The organism is Paenarthrobacter sp. 10N417 (assembly GCF_056394745.1).
In genome coordinates this window covers 208,347-225,833 of sequence record NZ_JBFTIL010000007.1, presented here as the reverse complement: position 1 = coordinate 225,833, position 17,487 = coordinate 208,347, and the positions used below count along the sequence as shown (strand labels likewise).

The 17,487-nt window shown below is 62.2% G+C and carries 11 protein-coding genes; 4 read left to right on the top strand and 7 right to left on the bottom strand.

All coding sequences use genetic code 11. The annotated features are described in order from the left end of the window. Nucleotides 1–24: 24 nt before the first annotated feature. Nucleotides 25–1,161 carry a YlbL family protein gene (locus AC1DCM_RS11055; protein WP_442003737.1) on the bottom strand — a complete coding sequence of 379 codons (1,137 nt, stop codon included), beginning with the start codon at nt 1,159–1,161 and terminating at the stop codon, nt 25–27. Nucleotides 1,162–1,372: 211 nt separating this feature from the next. Between AC1DCM_RS11055 and AC1DCM_RS11050 the strand changes: the two genes are divergently transcribed. Next, complete coding sequence (locus AC1DCM_RS11050) at nt 1,373–2,824, top strand: zinc-dependent metalloprotease (protein ID WP_442003736.1); 1,452 nt, start codon at nt 1,373–1,375, stop codon at nt 2,822–2,824. A 63-nt stretch (nt 2,825–2,887) separates the two neighbouring features. Here the strand turns inward: AC1DCM_RS11050 and AC1DCM_RS11045 are convergent, their stop codons facing one another. The 3 genes from AC1DCM_RS11045 to nudC are packed head-to-tail and all read right to left on the bottom strand — an operon-like array spanning nt 2,888 to nt 6,629. Next, entirely contained in the window at nt 2,888–3,511 is a 624-nt protein-coding gene (locus AC1DCM_RS11045) for a M48 metallopeptidase family protein (protein ID WP_477518260.1), read from the bottom strand. Further along, entirely contained in the window at nt 3,511–5,643 is a 2,133-nt protein-coding gene (locus AC1DCM_RS11040; RefSeq protein ID WP_477518259.1) for an ATP-dependent DNA helicase UvrD2, read from the bottom strand. Before AC1DCM_RS11040 ends, AC1DCM_RS11045 begins: the two co-directional genes overlap by 1 nt. Then, the gene (gene nudC, locus AC1DCM_RS11035) at nt 5,640–6,629 is read right to left on the bottom strand and encodes an NAD(+) diphosphatase (RefSeq protein ID WP_477518258.1); all 990 of its coding nucleotides are present in this window, start codon (nt 6,627–6,629) and stop codon (nt 5,640–5,642) included. The genes AC1DCM_RS11040 and nudC overlap by 4 nt, the downstream gene beginning before the upstream one ends. A 180-nt stretch (nt 6,630–6,809) precedes the next feature. Here nudC and AC1DCM_RS11030 point away from each other — a divergent pair, with 180 nt between their 5' ends. After that, entirely contained in the window at nt 6,810–8,126 is a 1,317-nt protein-coding gene (locus AC1DCM_RS11030) for a macrolide 2'-phosphotransferase (RefSeq protein ID WP_477518257.1), read from the top strand. A 48-nt stretch (nt 8,127–8,174) separates the two neighbouring features. Here the strand turns inward: AC1DCM_RS11030 and AC1DCM_RS11025 are convergent, their stop codons facing one another. The 3 genes from AC1DCM_RS11025 to AC1DCM_RS11015 are packed head-to-tail and all read right to left on the bottom strand — an operon-like array spanning nt 8,175 to nt 15,429. Beyond that, entirely contained in the window at nt 8,175–11,705 is a 3,531-nt protein-coding gene (locus AC1DCM_RS11025; protein WP_477518256.1) for an ATP-dependent helicase, read from the bottom strand. Continuing rightward, nucleotides 11,702–15,016: an ATP-dependent helicase gene (locus AC1DCM_RS11020; RefSeq protein WP_477518255.1), complete on the bottom strand. Its 3,315-nt coding sequence runs from the start codon at nt 15,014–15,016 to the stop codon at nt 11,702–11,704. Before AC1DCM_RS11020 ends, AC1DCM_RS11025 begins: the two co-directional genes overlap by 4 nt. Then, nucleotides 15,013–15,429, bottom strand: coding sequence for an MGMT family protein (locus tag AC1DCM_RS11015; protein ID WP_477518254.1), 417 nt, complete (start codon nt 15,427–15,429; stop codon nt 15,013–15,015). The genes AC1DCM_RS11020 and AC1DCM_RS11015 overlap by 4 nt, the downstream gene beginning before the upstream one ends. Nucleotides 15,430–15,495: 66 nt before the next feature. Here AC1DCM_RS11015 and AC1DCM_RS11010 point away from each other — a divergent pair, with 66 nt between their 5' ends. Next, nucleotides 15,496–16,206, top strand: a complete 711-nt coding sequence (locus AC1DCM_RS11010; protein WP_477518253.1) for an exonuclease domain-containing protein — start codon at nt 15,496–15,498, stop codon at nt 16,204–16,206. A gap of 322 nt (nt 16,207–16,528) precedes the next feature. Further along, nucleotides 16,529–17,479 carry an ABC transporter substrate-binding protein gene (locus AC1DCM_RS11005; RefSeq protein ID WP_477518252.1) on the top strand — a complete coding sequence of 317 codons (951 nt, stop codon included), beginning with the start codon at nt 16,529–16,531 and terminating at the stop codon, nt 17,477–17,479. Nucleotides 17,480–17,487: the final 8 nt, after the last annotated feature.

Here is a 17,487-nt window from a genome sequence, read left to right as displayed (position 1 = left end):
GTGGAGCTAAGTTCCACCGTCAGTCTAGTTGTTGGCGCAGGTGGGAAGGCCCGCCGTGTCTTGTCCTGAACCGAGTCGTTCCACTGCCGCGGTGGCATCGGCCAGCGTTTCCACCTTCACCACCTGCAGGCCATCGGGAATATGCCCTACGACGTCGGCACAATTCGCCGCCGGAGCCAGGAACATGGTGGCTCCATGCTGACGCGCTCCGATCATCTTCTGTGCAATGCCGCCGATGGCTCCCACTGCCCCATCAGCCGTGATGGTTCCAGTCCCTGCCACGTGCTTTCCTCCTGTGAGGTCCCCCGGCGTGAGATTGTCCACGATGCCCAGGGCAAACATCATTCCGGCGCTCGGACCCCCCACATTGTCCAAGGAAATTTTCACGTCAAAGGGGAAGGTGAAGTCGCTGCCCAGGAGAATGCCCAGAACGTAGCGGCCAGCGGGATTCTTGGTGGGCGTTATCGTTTCCGTGACGGCAGAACCGTTCCTGTCCACGACGACGGCCACGGGAGCGCCGTTTCCGGCTGCCAGTTCAGCCTGGACCAGGCTGAGGGAGGAGATCGGCTTTCCGTTAATGGAGGTCAGCCGGTCTCCTTCCTGAAGTTTCCCTGCTGACGGAGACGGGTCCGACAGGCCTGCAACCTTAAGCCTCTGTTCAAAAGGGATGTCCAATTGCCGCAGTGCTGCGGCAACAGCGTTTTCCTGCGAAGTCTCCATGGCAATCTCGCCTTGCTGGACTGTCTCCTCCGCTGTGGTGCCTTTGGGATAGATCAATTCCTCGGGATAAACGGCTTTCGATTTGTCCAACCAGGCGCGAAAGACCTCGAAAATAGTTGCGGGAGTCTTCGGCCCGCCCGCCATCACCACAGTCGTCAGGTCCAGGTTCCCCTTGGCTGGATAGGACTCATGTCCCGAAATGCTGATGACCGGTTTGTCGCCATCCTGCCCCAGCGTATTAAAGGTCGGTCCGGCAGACTCAACAACATAGGGAACCGGCAAAGCAGCCGCCCCGATCCCAAGTCCCAGTGCCAACAGGCCCGAAACCACCATGATCATGTAACGGCCGCTGCCGGGAGGTTCCGGAGATTCGGGGGAGGAATCGGCGTCGTGCGTTTGACGCGGGTCGAGCGAGCCCTCCGGGCTGGGCGAAGTAAGCATTGAGGCCTCTCTTTACCGGCACTATGCGACCGGTATTTTGGCTCCTGCCGCTGGCCGCGGCGACGGGCACATACCAAACATCCACATTACGCGGTTGGACGTTGTGTGGATGCTTTGCCTACAGCGAACGACGCCACGCACAGGCAGACAGCCTTCCCACCGCGCGGTACGGTGAAAGTGATCACCAGCCAGTTCGACGATCGGCGGCACCATGACTTCCAATCCCAACAACCCGTCAGATGACGATGAGACGCCCAAGGACCCGCTGGCGGAAATGCTGCAGAACCTGATGGGCGGCCAGGGCATGGGTAACATCGATCCCGCCGAACTCGCCAAGGCCGCAGGGCTGCCCAACGATCCCCAGCTCCTGCAACAAATGTTCGCGCAGGTCCAGGCCATGATGAGCTCAACGTCCGAGGGTCCCGTGAACTGGCAACTGGCCCATGAGAACGCTCGACGCGTTGCGGCTTCCGGGAGCGATCCCTCGGTGAACGCCCAGCAGGCCCGGGACATCGATGAAGCGCTCCGGCTCGCGGAACTGTGGCTGGATCCGGTAACAGATCTTTCCGCTACTGGACTTATCGGCCGTGCATGGTCCCGCGCGGAATGGGTTGAAGCAACCCTTGGAACGTGGAAGCGGCTGACTGAGCCAGTTGCCAACAGCATCGCCAATGCCTTGTCCAACGCGCTGACCCAGCAGATGCCCGAGGAAATGAAGTCCATGATGGGTGGTGCCTCGTCCATGCTGCAGAATATGGGCGGCGCCATTTTTGGGATGCAACTGGGACAGGCGATTGGCGCACTCTCGGCCGAGGTAGTCAGCTCCACGGACATTGGTGTTCCCTTGGCTGACCTGGAGATGGCTCTGCTCCCCGCCAACGTCGCCAAGTTCGGCGAAGGACTCAGCCTCCCCGAAAATGATGTCCGGCTCTTCCTCGCCGTCCGCGAGGCAGCCCACGCCCGGTTGTTCGTGCAGGTGCCGTGGCTTCGCGGCCACTTGCTCGGCGCCATTGAAGCCTATGCGCGAGGCATCCACATTGACATGTCCCGAATCGAGGATCTCGCCCGGGATCTGGATCCCGGCAATCCTGAAGGAATCCAGGAGGCCTTGTCCCAGGGTGTCTTCACTCCGGAGCGGACGCCAGTGCAGACCGCCGCTCTTGAGAAGCTCGAAACGGCGCTTGCCCTCGTGGAGGGGTGGGTAGATGAACTCACTGCTGAAGCCACGGACAAGGTACTGCCCTCGGCTACCGCCCTGCGCGAAACTGTCCGTCGCCGCCGTGCCACCGGCGGTCCCGCCGAACATGCTTTCTCTTCGCTTGTGGGGCTGGAACTGCGCCCACGCAGGCTTCGCGAGGCCGCTACTCTGTGGGCGACACTGAAAGAAGAACGCGGTATTGCAGGCAGGGATGCAATCTGGCACCACCCTGACCTGCTGCCCACCGGGGAAGACCTGGACGATCCCAAGGGCTTCTCCGAACGCCGCAGGCTCGCCGAGGCCAGCGACACCGAAGTTGACGATGCTCTGCAGAAGCTCTTGAGCGGTGGCTACGATGAGCCCGCTGAAGCCACATCGGAGGACGAAGACTCCCAGGATGAAGGCTCCCAGGACGACACCGGGCCTGACTCGGGCAGCGAAGACCCGAAGTCACCGTCCACTTAATACTCACCGTCCACCTAAAGTCAGCAATGGCCGCCACGGATTTCATGGCGGGCATTGCCGTCTCTAGCCCGTCGCGTCCGGTTCCGTTCCGGCGGATTGGTTGGCGTCACCGCTCAACCCACGGGAAGTCGCGAACGCGACCCCCTCCAAGAATGCTTTGGCGCGCTGTGTCTCCGGGTAGGCCTCAAGCAAGCGCCAAAACTGCGCGTTGTGTCCAGCTACCAGCAAATGCGCCAACTCGTGCAGGAGCACGTAGTCGATCACCCATTGGGGCATTGCCTGAAGCTTGTTGGAAAGCCGGATGGTTCCATCCGCTGGAGTAGCCGAACCCCACCGTGAGTTCTGGTTGGTCACCCAGCGGACCGACGTCGGAACCGCCCGTCCTCCGAGGTAGGTCCGCGAAAGGTGCGCTGCATGCTGAGCAAGTGCCTCGTCCGTAGCAGGCCTGCGCCGATCTGGTTTACCCGCCCGGCGCTCACCTTGCCTCTGCAGCTTCGCAAGCATGCGCCGCACCCACTCGCGCTCCTGCGATTTGGTAAAGCTTGCCGGAATCGCGACAACGGCATTACCGTCTTCCCAAAACGCTGCTACCGTCCGCCGCCTCCGGGCTGAGCGCCTGACGACTACCGGAGCGCCGTCGTCGGTGAGCATCTGAACGTCGGGCTGACCGGCTGTTGAACGCGGCATCAGAGGTTGGTACTTTCTGCGAGGACGGCGAGGACGGCTTCTCCGTAGCGCTCCAGTTTGGACGGCCCTACCCCCGCCAGTCCAGCCAATTCCTCCAGCGACGCCGGCCGGGCTTCGGCTATTGCCGTTAATGTGGCATCAGTGAAGACAACGTAAGCGGGAACGTCGGCAGATTGCGCTTCATCGCGCCGCCACTGCCTCAGGGCGTCGAAGGTCTGTTCCTCGTACGTGGGCGGGCATTGGTTGCAGCGACCAACCTTCCTCTCTGCCCCAGAGGCAAGCATGCTTCCACACACCCTGCACGACGCCGGTGCCGCAGCTTTGCGGCGCGTGGAACCTGCCCGGCTCCTGGCGTTCGCGGACGCCACCGAATCCGGCCGGAGTCCATCGAGGAAGCGGGAGGGCTTGCGGTTGGCACGGCCACCCGGAGTACGCGCAGAGGACCACGACAGGTTCAGATGCTCACGCGCACGGGTGATCCCGACGTAGAGCAGCCGGCGTTCTTCGTCGACGTCCTCCGGAGTGTCCGCGAAGGAGATAGGCATGAGTCCTTCGCTGAGGCCCACCAGGAACACGGCGTCCCATTCAAGCCCCTTTGCCGAGTGAAGGGAGGCAAGGGTCACACCTTGAACCGTGGGAGCATGCTGGGCAACCGAACGTTCCTGGAGCTCGTTGACGAACTCAGCCAATGTGAAAGACTCTCCGCGGGTGACTGACAACTCATCAGCCAAGGCCACCAAGGCAGCCAGCGATTCCCAACGCTCGCGAAGGGCTCCCCCGCTGTGCGGCGCGGCTTCGCTGTAGCCAAGCGAAGCAACAATGTCACGGACAATCTGGCCCAAGGGCTCCGGAGGGCCTTCCGCGACAGCCCTGGTTGCAGCCCGCAACTGCAGGATCGCATCCCGGACCTCTTTGCGGGCGAAGAACCTCTCTCCGCCGCGAAGCTGGTAACCGATCGCCGCCGACGCCAACGCTTGCTCGTATGCTTCGGATTGCCCGTTGGTGCGGAAAAGTATGGCGATCTCGCTCGCCTTGACTCCCGTGTTGAGTAGCTCCTGGATTCTGCCGGCAACGACCGCCGCCTCCGCTTCGTCGTCCGGACATTCCATGAACCGAGGCTCCGGGCCGGCCGGCCTTTGGGCGACAAGCTTGAGCGGAGGCGCCCACGCCGCATCGGCAACCGGTCCGCCACTTCGCCGGGACCCGAGGAGATCATTGGCCAGCTTAACGACCTGTGGCGTGGACCTGTAGTCACGGATGAGCTTGACCACCGTGGCACCTGGATAGTGTGCCTTGAAATTCAAGAGATGCTTGGGCGAGGCCCCCGTAAAGGAGTAGATGGTCTGGCTGGCATCGCCCACCACGCATAATTCGTCACGGCCACCCAGCCAGAGATCCAGGAGCCGCTGCTGAAGCGGGGAGACGTCCTGGTACTCGTCGACGACGAAGTGGCGGTATTGCTCCCTCACGGTCGCTGCCACTTTGGGATCCTCCTGGAGGATTCCAACGGTAATCAGCAGGACGTCTTCGAAGTCAATGACGTTGCGGTCAGTCTTAATATCCTCGTACGCCTGGAACACCCTGGACACAGCCGTGAGGTCGAAACCACCCGGAGTCCCGCGTCCTTGTGCATTCTCCAGGTAGTTCGCAGGTGTGAGCATAGAGACTTTTGCCCACTCAATCTCTGCAGCCAAGTCCCTGATGGACGCGCGATCGGTGCTGAGGCGAAGCCTGCGTGAGGCCTCCGCGATCATGTTCGCCTTGTGGTCCAGCAGGCTGGGCAGGGTGCCGCCGATCGCCTGAGGCCAGAAGAACTGTAATTGCCTCAGGGCCGCAGCGTGGAAAGTCCGTGCCTGGACATTGGCCACGCCAAGATCCCGAAGCCTGCTGCGCATTTCGGCCGCCGCCCTGGCGGTGAAAGTCACGGCCAGCAGCCTCTGAGGCGAATACACTCCCGAGTGCACTCCATAGGCGATGCGGTGCGTGATGGCGCGGGTCTTGCCTGTGCCCGCACCTGCAAGTACGCACAGGGGGCCTGTCAGAGTGCTGGCTACTTCACGTTGCTCATCATCCAGGCCGCTGAGGATTCGCTCCTCGAGTGAGCCACCGACGTCGAAAATTCCTTCTGTCACGGCTGGAGGTCTTCGATGACGCCGCCGTACCAATGCTCAATCAACGAGCGCGCGATCGACAAGCGCGTGGAGATGGTGATCTCGCCACTCAACACGGCCTCCTGCAACTCTTCCCGGCTGAACCACCGCGCTCGGGTGACCTCGACGCCGTCGGGGCGGGCAACGGCGTCGTTCGTTATTGCCGTAAAGCCCAACATGAGCGAGGCAGGGAAGGGCCACGACTGCGAACCGAGATACTGGCATGCAGTAACGCGGACACCTACTTCCTCGCCAATTTCGCGGACAACAGCCTGCTCAAGCGATTCCCCGGGTTCAACAAATCCAGCGAGGGTGGAGTAGTTCCTGGCGTCGGCAGGCCCGCCGCCACCCAGCAGAAGCCGGCCATCAGGGCCAACTACAGTAACGATGATCGCCGGGTCTGTGCGCGGATAGTGCTCAGAGTTGTCCTTGGGACACCGGCGCACCCAGCCCCCGGTTTCAATATCGGTCGGGGTACCGCACTGCGGACAATGGGTATGTGTTGCGTGCCAGTTGGAGATGGCGCTGGCTTCGATGAACAGGGCGGTGTCAGTAGCATCGAGACGTCCGGCAACTTCCCGGAACCCTGCCCACTGCGCATCGGAAGGGATCAGGGCTGTCCCCGGAACGGGCGGTTCAGCAACTGTAAACAGCAAAACAGGAGTACCCTCGGCCACGGAAGAAGGCCGCAAGGTTGTACCCAAGTAGATAGCCGTCAGGGCGCCAGTTTTTGCCTCGCCGAGGGCCGCCCACAGCGGGCCAGCGTCCCCGAACCAGAGGCCGTCCCTGTTCACCAGCGCCTTGCGTTGGGAAATAACCATGGCCTTGGCCTTGCCGGAGACGATGAGGTCTTCAACCATGCCAGGCTTCATGCGCTCACTGGAGCCTCGGTCCACCAACGCCGGGCGCACTGGAAGAACAGTTTCCATCAAGTGGTTGGCCAGCGCCGGAGACTCCGCATAACTCATGTATCTACCGTACTGATTCGCACCGACAAAGAACATTTGGATCGGCCGCTTGTGCATATCCTGGCATTGCCGGCCGCTGAACTGAACCGATGATCCACTTCGGCCTTGTTTTCGTGCGGATCTGAAGACTCGCCGCACTGCATCATGGCCACAGGCGCCAGTCAATCTACCGTGGAAGACGTGAGAAGAACACCGCTCGAACTGGCCGCTGTAGCAACCGCGGCGGTGCCCGGACTGACACCGACGGCTACAGCCTATTCCCCCGACGACGACGCCGACTTCGATTCGGCGTTGTTGCTCGACGCGGAAGGCAAGCGCTGGCGCGTCCGTTCGCCGCGCCATCCCGAGGCCAGTACCCGCCTCGAAACGGAATTCATGGTCCTGCGGGCCTTCGCGCCCGCCATCCGTGCCGAGCTTCCTTTCCACGTGCCAACCGTCGCCGGCACAGTCCGGCAGGGCGCTCTCACAACGTTCGTGTACGCCCATCTGCAAGGTTCCACGCTGTCCATTGACGAACTATCCGCTGGCAGCCCGGCTTTGGCCCGTGATATTGGCAACGCCCTTGCCGCCATCCACGACCTCCCCTTGGCACTGGTCAACAACGCTGATCTACCCAGTTACTCGGCCAACGAGTTTCGGCAGCGCAAGCTCAACGAATTGGACCAGGCAGCCACCACTGGCAGGATTCCTGCCATATTGCTGCGTCGCTGGGAACATGCCCTTGAGGACGTCGCGCTCTGGCGATTCAACCCCTCGGTGGTTCATGGCGACCTTCATGAAGACAACCTGATGGTCCAGGACGACACTGTGACGGCATTAACAGGATGGACCGACCTTCGCATCGGGGATCCCGCCGATGATTTTGCTTGGCTGGTAGCGTCCAACGAATCCTCGTTCGTTGAGGCCGTGCTAAGCCGGTATACCGAAGCGCGCCGGGACACGCCTGACGCCCATCTGCTTCGACGGGCCGCTTTGCTGGCTGAATTCGCGTTGGCCCAGTACCTGGTGAAGGCAATAGCCGTTGGGCACGAGGATATGACGTCGGAGGCAGTATCAATGCTGCAGTCCCTCGCGGACGACATCGAAGAGCAAGCCCGGCATGACCAGGCCGTACTTGCCGCAGAGCAGGCAGCAGCAGCCGAGGCGGAGGCCGAAAAGGCAGCACTACAGGATGCCTCGAAGCACTCGACGCACACCCAGCAGCCTGCCGTTACAGTTGTGGCGATTCCCGACGCCGGCGCCTCAGTTTCAGCGACGCCCCTACCTCCCACGTCTTCCAAGGACGTCCCCCACGCCGGATTGCCTGACGCCCAAGCGCCTGGCAAGGAAGCGCCTGGCAAGGAAGCGCCTGGCAAGGACGCAGCATCAGGCCCGGATGCCGAAACCAGGTCCGATAAGTTGGCGGAAGAACCCACCTCCCGGCCTCAGGATGACGCGTCGACTGCAGCTTTGAACGTTGTCAATGTGACACCACTGCATGCTGGCGAACGTTCATAGACCAGCGTTTCCACACCGGGGTTCCGGGCGAGCTATCCAGCGCTCCTTCTACCTGGAGACCCCACCCGATAACTCGTTCTTGAGGGCCTTGCTGATGATCTGCTCAAGTTCCTCGGCACTGCCCAAGTCATGCGGACGCACGACAGCATCCTCTGCAACGTAGTAGAACGCCGCGCTGACTTCCTCCAGGGGAACGCCCTTCAACCTCGCCCATGCAAGTCGGTAGACAGCCAGTTGCACGGCTCTCGCTGCGAGCTGTTTGCCCGCCGGCCGGCGACCCGTCTTCCAGTCAATGAGTTGCCAGCGCCCGTCCGCGTCACGGAAAACGGCGTCGATCCGTCCGCGGACCACCACCTCACCGATCCTCGTTTCCACAGGCACTTCCACAAAGGCTGGAGCCCGGTGCGCCCACTCGGATTGCTTGAACGCTTCAACCATGTGATCCAAGCCGTACGCTTCGTCGATATGGGCATCCGAGCCAGGTGCTTCGTCGATGTCCAACATGCCGGTTGTTCCGAAGTACTCCTCCACCCAGGCGTGGAAGGCTGTGCCCTTTCGGGCCGAAATGCCTGGTTCGCGGGGCACGGGCCGACGGAGTTGGGCCAGCACAGCTGCAGGATCTGAGCCAAGGTCAACAAACAGGGACGCCGAGATATGGCTGGGCAAGTGCACGTCCTGATGAAGTTTTCCCTGGAGCCGGCGATCCAATAGCAGCTGGGCTTCGTGTGACCAGCGCCCCGGGTTGCCTGTCAACTCTTCCGGTGATGCTTCGGAAGCGGCTCCCTCCATGAATTCAAGTACCTGGGCTGCAGCCCGGTCCATGGCGGCCCGGCGGCCGGGAACGAGCCTGATACGGGCTCCGGTACGCGGATCGGACGGGCCTTCGAGTGGATCATAAGGAAATTGAGCCACTTCCAACGTTGCTGTGAGCGGACTGCTATCGGGCAGTGATTCTTCGGCTACTGATTCAGGGTGGACCACAACGCTCCGCCCGGCCACGACAGCGAGGGCATTCCCGGACGAGGAGGGCACTCCCGCGAGTGGCGCCAACTCGGATAGGAACGACGACATCCCTGCCATACCGGACCTGGACCCATTCCACGCGGAGCTGGATACCATCAAAACGAACTTGGCCCGGGTGTAGGCGACGTATGCAAGCCTGCGTTCCTCGGCTTCGCCATGATGTTGAACTTCCGACTTGAAGTCCYTCTCTGCGTCCAGCCAACCCTTTTGGTCCTGCTGGTCAAGATCCCACTGCGGCAGATCGGCTCGGTCACCCCGCAACGGCCATGGCAAGGCAGCTGCACCGCTGCTCCACCTTGAGTCCCTGTTGCTGGGGAAGGAACCCGCGTTGAGCCCGGGGACAAATACGACGTCCCATTCCAGCCCCTTGGAGGCATGGACGGTCAAGAGTTGGACTGCTTCCCGGTTGGTTTCAAGAGGGGCAATATCCAGGCCACCCTCTTCGGAGGCCGCAGCTTCCAGCCAGGAGAGGAACGCCAGGAGGTCGATCCGCTGCGACGTCTGCAGGAATCCAGCGGCTGCGTCCTGGAAGGCATCCAGGTTTCGCCGTGCTTGATGAATGCTCACTCCCGGCTTTGCCGCCACCTCGATATCCAGCAACATGGCACGCTCAACTTCGCCGAGCAGTGTAGTCAGGTCATCACCGATGTACGTTCGAAGGGAGCGCAATTCCTCAGACAACCTCGTTAATCGTTGCAGGGCTGAAAGGCTCAGTGTTCTCCCATGTCCGGATGTCCAGCCCGGCCGCGGCAGGAAGTCCAGGGCTTCCACCAGGCTTGCGGCGTCAGTGATGTCGCTTTCCATCACGACTGCAGCCGGTTCTTCGTCGGCGACCTCAAGGGTGTCGCCAGGTCCTGACCTCCGCTTGGCCAGGAAACGGGACCAATCGTTGAGCGCCATGAGGTCCGCTGGTCCAATGCGCCAGCGGGCTCCCGCCAGAAGTCGCATCAAAGCATCGGAACGGCCAGGATCAGCCAGGACCCGCAGCGTTGCCACCAAGTCCACGATCTCAGGAGTGTCCAACAGACCGCCGAGGCCGACGATCTCATAGGGAATTCCTTGGAGTTCGAATTCCCTCCGAAGGCATTCCATCTGCGCACGTCGCCGGCACAGAACCGCCATGGTTGGCTTGACCGGAGTACCGTCTTTCTCTTCCTCGAAGACAGTCCTCTGGTAGCGCCGGATGTCGCGGGCAATAGCGCCAGCCTCGTCTTCGTCAGTGCCAAAGCGACCGATAACAACGCTGCCTTCGGCCGCGGCCGGACTCGGCACCAGGGGCGGAACAGCAACGCCACCTGCATTCCCTCTCTCCCCCGCCGGACCGTCGGTGGCCGCGGCTTTGTTCAACGGGGCCGCAATTGTGTTGGCCGCTTGGAGGATGTTCCGGCCGTTGCGCCAAGCCGTGGTCAGGTAAGACGTCGGGGCCACGGAATAGGCCTCGCCGTCTGACTCTTGGTCGTTGTGCCTCACAGGGAACTCCTGCACAAAGTGGAAGAGCTGCCCCGCCGAGGCACCGCGGAATCCGTAGATCGATTGGTTGGGGTCCCCTACCGCGGTGACGGCATGGCCGAGACCGAAGAGGCGCGAAAACAAGACAAGCTGAGCATGCGAAGTGTCCTGGAACTCGTCCAGCAGCACCACCTTGTAGCGTGCCCGCTCAGTGGCCGCAGCCAATGGTATTTCCCTCGAAATGCGGGCCGCGAGTGCCACGAGGTCCCCGAAATCCAGCACTCCCCTTTGCCGTTTTGCATCCTGGTACCGGAGAACCATGTCTGCGACGCTGGCCCGGGTCCGCAGCATGGCAGCGAGCTCGCCTGCCGCCTGCGTCGGGTTCTTCTTTGCACCGGCCACATAAGGGAGCTGTTCGAAGGACTGAACGCGCTCCAGCAACCAGTCCCGGACGGCGGCCGGGTCCTGCAGGTGTTCTGCGCACTCACCCGCGAGCTGGATGACGGCATTGACGAGCGTCGACTTTGCCGCGGTGAAATGCTCATATTCGCCGTCGTAGGCCTCAACGACCTCGCTTGCCAACTGCCACGATTGCGCGGCACCCAGCAGGACGACGTCGCGCTCGATACCCAATCTCAATCCATAGTCCGAAACAATTCCGCTCGCGTAGGAATGGTAGGTGGACACCTTGGGCTCAAGGTCATCGGCACCCAGAAGCCCCTCAGGGAAGCCGATGCTGCCATCGTCCTCGCCTGCTATTCGCTGGAGGGTGGCCAGTTTGGCCCGGATTCTGCTGGCCAGCTCGCCGGCAGCTTTACGGGTAAATGTCACACCAAGGACTTCCTCGGGCCGGACCCAACCATTGGCCACAAGCCACACAACGCGGTCTGCCATGGTGGCGGTCTTCCCCGAGCCCGCGCCAGCTATCACAAGGCGCGGAGTGAGCGAGGAAGAAATAATGCTGGCCTGCTCAGCAGTGGGATGGTTCTTTTCGCCAAGAATGTCTGCCAACTCGGACGGGGAGAACCTGGGAACAGGCAGCCCGGACTCCACATCCAGGATTTCGGCGTCCCTGGTTTCGGATCCTTCAAGAAGATCGGTAGTCATTCAGTGACCTGCTTTCCTCTGGCGCACAGTGGGCAAATATCGGGTAGACGGCAGCCATGTCCGCCGTGTCCCCCTTTGCTCGGATCGTGCCGGGCCTCGAACGTCGCGCCGGCCATGAGTTCCGCGGCCTCGTTGACCAAAGCCTCTGCCCAGTTGTCGTCAGGCTCGAGTGGATCCTGTTGTTGAACCCCGGGGGTTTTGGTCTTGGTTCCCAGCTGTGCAAGGACGGCCCCACCGGGAACAGGTTTGTCGAACTCCCCCAACGTGCCCGCATCCTCAAATGCACCTTTGAGAACCGCTGCCTGGTACGCCCCCAGCTGAGGGTGCCGGGCCACTTCGGCCTTGCCCGGCTGGCGTTTTCCGGTCTTGAGATCGACGATCACCAAACGGCCTTCGGCGTCGATTTCCAAGCGGTCAACCTGTCCGCGAAGCACAGCGTGCCGGGTGGCTGCGGAATCATCCGCACCTTCCTCCAGACATGCAGAAGGAAGGTGGACGTCAGGAAGTTGGACTTCGAAGTCGTGCTCCACCGCGAGCAGGCTCCGGCCTTCGCTGCGCATGATGAGCACGTACTGCGCTAACTTGCGAACCATCAGTTCCGCGCGCTGGTAATCGAGCTTGCCCTCCCAATTGTCCTTCATGCCAAGGGTCGGCCAGCGGCGAACGAGTTCGGCAACGTACTGGGCACCCGAAGCGTCCGGCAGCTCCTGTGCAATGGTGTGGACCAGTGTGCCAAGGCTCCGTGCGAAGTCGGTGGCAGCTTCTCCCCCGGCCGCTTGCACAAACCAGTCCAGGGGGGACTTGTGGACAGCCTCCACCTTGGATGGCGACACGGAAACAGTGCCTCCCGCCGGGGCCACCGCTTCCTCGGAGCTCAAGGGAGCCAAACCCCACCATGTATCCGGATGGGCTCCCGCTACTGGTGGATCAACAGACGCGAGGCGAGCCAGCACCCGCGCTGCTTCGCGCGCGGTGGACGATTCGCCGTCGTCCTGATCCTCAGCCTGGGCATGCTGTCTCAACTCAGCTACCAGCGCACGCAGGGTCATTGGACGATCCACCGGGGTGTAGTCACGCCTGTAATCGCCGGGAGCCAAGGGGGCCACATAATCCAGGAAGGCCGATGGTTGTTCGTCCTCGGAGGAGACTGCCGTGCAGATGAGGACCTCCTTGGCGCGCGAGACCGCTGTGGAGAAACTCCTGAGTTCGTCGTAGCGAATGTCCCTCAGCCTGCTGAGGGGCCCGCGGCCCAGCGCGTATTCAACTCCATGCTCCACGGCGTCCGCAAACAGGGTACTGCCCAGGAGTTCGCCGCGTAGACGGGTGTTCGGCCAGACACCTTCCTGCAGGCCGGCCACGATCACGACAGGCCATTCGCGGCCTGCAGCACTGGCGGGAGTCATGATTTCCACGCACTCCTCAAGCTGGGCCCTCGCCGCAAGGGTGTCCATCGGAAGTTCCTGGTTCAACAAGTAATCGAGGAACTGTTCCGGGCCGGAGCCAGGCAGTTGATCCACAAACCGCTCAGCTGTGTGGAACAGCGCCATCATGGCGTCAAGGTCGCGGTCAGCGCGGGCCCCGGCACTCCCTCCTTCCAAGGCGGCGTCAGACCAGCGCGAAGCCAAGCCCGTGGCATGCCACAGCGCCCAGAGGACAGATTCCGCATTGGCCCCCGGCTCGGCTGCTGCGGCGGTGCCGGCAGCGATCATCCGTGCAAGCCGCCGGGCAGGGTTCCCTTCAATCCCCAACGACGCCAGCGCTCCGGGTTCAAGCAGCGCTTCTACCAGCAAAGCGTCACTGGATCGACCGCCGCCCCCCAGGAGCTCCTCGCGCCGGAGAGATTGACGGAGGCGGCGGAGCTCAATGGCGGAGGCTCCACCAATACGCGAAGTCAGGAGGGAAACAGCGGTCTCAGGAGTGAGCTTGGCCGGGTCAAGGATGACAGCGAAGACCTCCAGGAGGGGTCGGACGGCCACCTCGTCCCGTACTGCGGAATCAGCCACCGGAACACGCACGGGGATTCCCTGTCCGTTGAGGTAACGCTGGAGCTGCGAGATCAATCCACCATTGCGGACAATGACGGCGATGTCACCAAACTCCCGGCCCTCACGCAACTGGGCTTCCAGAATCCGCTGTGCAACATACCGGAGCTCATGGACGGGAGAAGGCAGCACATGCCCTTCCACCCGCCCCCCGTTGCTGTTTTCCTGAGCGCCTTCGATGGAGTCCGGCTGTTCGAGGCGCCTGGCCCGTTGGCCTCCGGATCGTTGGGAGATACGTGCGGCAACCCTTGTCCAGGCCTCCGCCACCTCGGGTCGGTGACGATGGGTGATCCACAGTGGCCGCTCAAGAACCTCGTGGCTTCCTTCGAGCAGCAAGGGCAGCTCGGCGACAAGGTCCGGCCGCGCTCCGCGAAAGCCTTGCACCACCGTGTCTGGCGAATATGTAACTACGGCGTCCTTGCCCTCAGCAATATCCGCGAGGAGTTCAAACACGGCAGGATTGGATTCCTGGGCGTCGTCCACGAGAATCAGCTGCAGGCGGTCGCGCTCAGCGGCCAGGAAAGCGGGCGAGTCCTGAAAAATCTGGCGCGCCGTGGTGATGATCCCCGCGGGATCGAAGGCCTCGGGCATTCGGAGGTCCAAAACATCCCTGTACTCACCGTAGAGCTCGGCGGCTGCCATCCAATCCGGACGCCCACATTCATAGGCGAGGCCCACCAGGTCCTCTGCAGTGCGGCCGGCCTCGATAATGCGATCAAATAATTGGCGGACCTCGTGGCGGAAACCACGGGTGGGCAACGCTGCGGAGAGGTCCTCTGGCCAGGGCAACTGGTGCCCTGGGCGGGAATGGCCCTCCAGTAACTCTTTGATGATCAGATCCTGTTCCGGTCCGGACAGGAGCTTGGGCGGCCGGGGCAACGGCAGGACGCCTTCCGCTTTGGCGCGCCGGATGACGTCGAACGCGTACGACGCCCAGGTGCGTGCCGGCGTCGTACTGAGGCTCCTGTCCAGGCGACCGGTGAAGGTGTCCCGCAAGGCGGCCGCAGCGTGTCGGCCAGGGGCGAGAATAAGGATCCGTTCGGGATCTACGCCGTCTTCATTAACACGGCGGACCGCTGATTCGACCAGCACTGTGGACTTTCCGGTGCCCGGACCTCCAGGGACCAGGACAGGTCCGCCTCCTTGCCTGACTGACACCACCGCACGCTGGTCCGGAGACAGGTCAGATGCCGCGTAGTGAATCTCGCGCGGCGGAAGCAGGCGGAGGGCTGCCGCGGCTTGGCGGGCTTTACTAGCTGTTGCGGTCACACAGTCATTTCATCATCGGGCACCGACAAAATATGGAGCTGACGCTCCAACTGGTCCGAGATCACATCAATAAGATCGAAATCAGGATCAGTTGGTGCCCATCGTGCAGTGCCGAGGTCCACACGCCAGCGGCCCTCACCTGTCCGCAGGAACTCCTCAAAGGCGCCGTGCAGGGGCGTGGACTCCTGCACATAATGGCGCAGGGCCTCTGCCTCGTGGCCGGGCGGGGCATCACCGCTTGCCCGCAGGACGCGCCACCAAGCTACGGAACTGCCGTAGTGGCTCATCACCGCGCCCACTTGCCTGGGTCCGCCGGCTCCAAGGAGTTCTGCGACGTCACCATATGACACGGCCGTGCCGGGCGGAACAAGGTCCACGACAGCCAGTACCGCCGTCACATACTCCATCCGCATGTGCTCCAGCGTAGCTGCAGGAGTGTCGTGCCCAGTACTGTCGGTGCCAGCCGGTAGCGTGAAAACATGAGCTCCTGGAATACCCTCCCCCGCGCTGCCTTCGACCTCGAAACCACAGGGAAGAATTCCCGTTCCGCCCGCATCGTCACGGCTTCAATCACTGTGGTGGACGCGCACGGACAGCTCATCAAAGAGCATGAATGGCTGGCGGACCCCGGGGTGGAGATTCCGCTGGAGGCCAGCGAGGTCCACGGAGTGACCACGGAGAGGGCCCGCGCCGAAGGCCGCCCGGCGGCCGAGGTCGCCCGCGAGTTGGCCGCCGTTCTTCAAAAATTGTTCGACGACGACACTCCCGTCATTGCTTTCAACGCCAGCTACGACTTCACGGTGCTCGCCGCCGAGTCAGCACGGCATGGTGTCCCGCAATTGACCCGTTTCCCGGTACTGGACCCATATGTGATGAACAAGCAGGTGGACCGGTACCGTAAGGGCAAGCGCACCTTGACAGCTTTATGCGAGGAATATGGTGTGAACCTGGACAACGCCCACACCTCCGCTGCGGACGCCTTGGCGACACTGCGCGTTTTGGATGCCATGGCTGGCAAATTCCCCAAGTTGCAAATGCCGGCCTCCAAGCTGCACCATTTGCAGGTGGACTGGGCCGCATCCCAAGCTGCTGACTTCCAGCAGTATCTGCGGCGAAGCAAGCCCACCGCTGTCATCGAAGGCGAGTGGCCCGTACTGCCACCCGAGGACGCCAGTCGAGGCGGCTTCTGAGGGGGTTCCAGCTCCAGACCAGCCGGAGTTGGGACGCAAGTCACAAGAATCCCCAAGCTCCTTCAGCACGAACCTTGCACGCAGGGATTCCATCACCTTGCCTATCGCCGGAATAGTTCGGCGAGGTAAGGCGTCATCCAGAAACTTTATTCGTAATAAGCGAGCCAGAGCAATCACTTGTTCGATTCACAGCGCTTCCGTGGGCTGGTGACATAATTAAGTTTGGCGGGTTGAAGTCTGCTAGGGCAGCCATCCCCATACTTGCTGCCACGTTCCCCGCCCACCGCGAACGTCTCTGTGACCCGACGAAAGTGATTTCTTCATGAAATTCAAAGCCCTCAAGTGGCTGTCTGCTGCTCCCGTAGCGGCGGCCCTGGCGATCTCCTTGGCAGCATGCGGCGGAGGAACCTCCCAGCCCAGCGGCTCGCCCACCGATGCCCTCGCCGGCAGCGACCAGCAGACCCTGGACAAGTACACCACTGCGGACGTCACCGCGTTGGACAAGATCGACAAGTCCAAGCTGGGCCTCGTCACCGATGGCACGCTGCGTGTTGGTACCCTGTCTGATGCACCGCCGAACATCTTCATTGATCCTTCGGGCAAGTTCACCGGTTATGACAACGAGCTCCTGCGCGCCATCGGCGACAAGCTTGGCCTGAAGGTGGAGTTTGCCTCGACTGACTTCTCCGCCCTGCTCTCGCAGGTAGCAAACAAGCAGTTCGACGTCGGATCCTCCTCGATCTCCACCACGGACGCCCGTCGCAAGACCGTCGGCTTTACCAACGGCTACGACTTTGGCTACATGGCCGTTGTGACCAAGAACGACGCCAAGGTCACCGGCTTCGCCGACCTCAAGGAAGGCGTCCGGATCGGCGTCGTCCAGGGCACCGTCCAGGATGACTATGTCACCAACACACTTAAGCTCGAGCCCGTGCGTTTCCCTGACTACAACACCGTTTATGGCAACGTGAAGAACGGTCAGATCGACGCTTGGGTGGCTCCCTCCCAGCAGGCTTCCGGCCAGGTCAAGGACGGCGACGGTACCAAGATCGCCGAAAAGGTTGTCAACACGCAGAACTTCACGGCTTACGCTGTGAACAAGGACAACCAGCCCCTCCTCGATGCCCTGAACGCCGGCCTGGACGCCGTTATTGCTGACGGTACATGGACCAAGCTCACCTCCGAGTGGTACAAGGATCGTCCCACCGCGGCCGAGCAGACTCCGCAGGGCTGGAAGCCGGGCAGCAAGGCCGTCCAGATCCCGGCCAAGTAACCCGGGCG

What these genes read in the sequence shown, in the direction of transcription:
- AC1DCM_RS11050 (WP_442003736.1), top strand. Translation starts at nt 1,373, where the DNA reads ATGACTTCCAATCCCAACAACCCGTCAGATGACGATGAGACGCCCAAG.
- nudC (WP_477518258.1), bottom strand. Translation starts at nt 6,629, where the DNA reads ATGAGTTATGCGGAGTCTCCGGCGCTGGCCAACCACTTGATGGAAACT.
- AC1DCM_RS11045 (WP_477518260.1), bottom strand. Translation starts at nt 3,511, where the DNA reads ATGCCGCGTTCAACAGCCGGTCAGCCCGACGTTCAGATGCTCACCGAC.
- AC1DCM_RS11055 (WP_442003737.1), bottom strand. Translation starts at nt 1,161, where the DNA reads ATGCTTACTTCGCCCAGCCCGGAGGGCTCGCTCGACCCGCGTCAAACG.
- AC1DCM_RS11015 (WP_477518254.1), bottom strand. Translation starts at nt 15,429, where the DNA reads ATGCGGATGGAGTATGTGACGGCGGTACTGGCTGTCGTGGACCTTGTT.
- AC1DCM_RS11010 (WP_477518253.1), top strand. Translation starts at nt 15,496, where the DNA reads ATGAGCTCCTGGAATACCCTCCCCCGCGCTGCCTTCGACCTCGAAACC.
- AC1DCM_RS11005 (WP_477518252.1), top strand. Translation starts at nt 16,529, where the DNA reads ATGAAATTCAAAGCCCTCAAGTGGCTGTCTGCTGCTCCCGTAGCGGCG.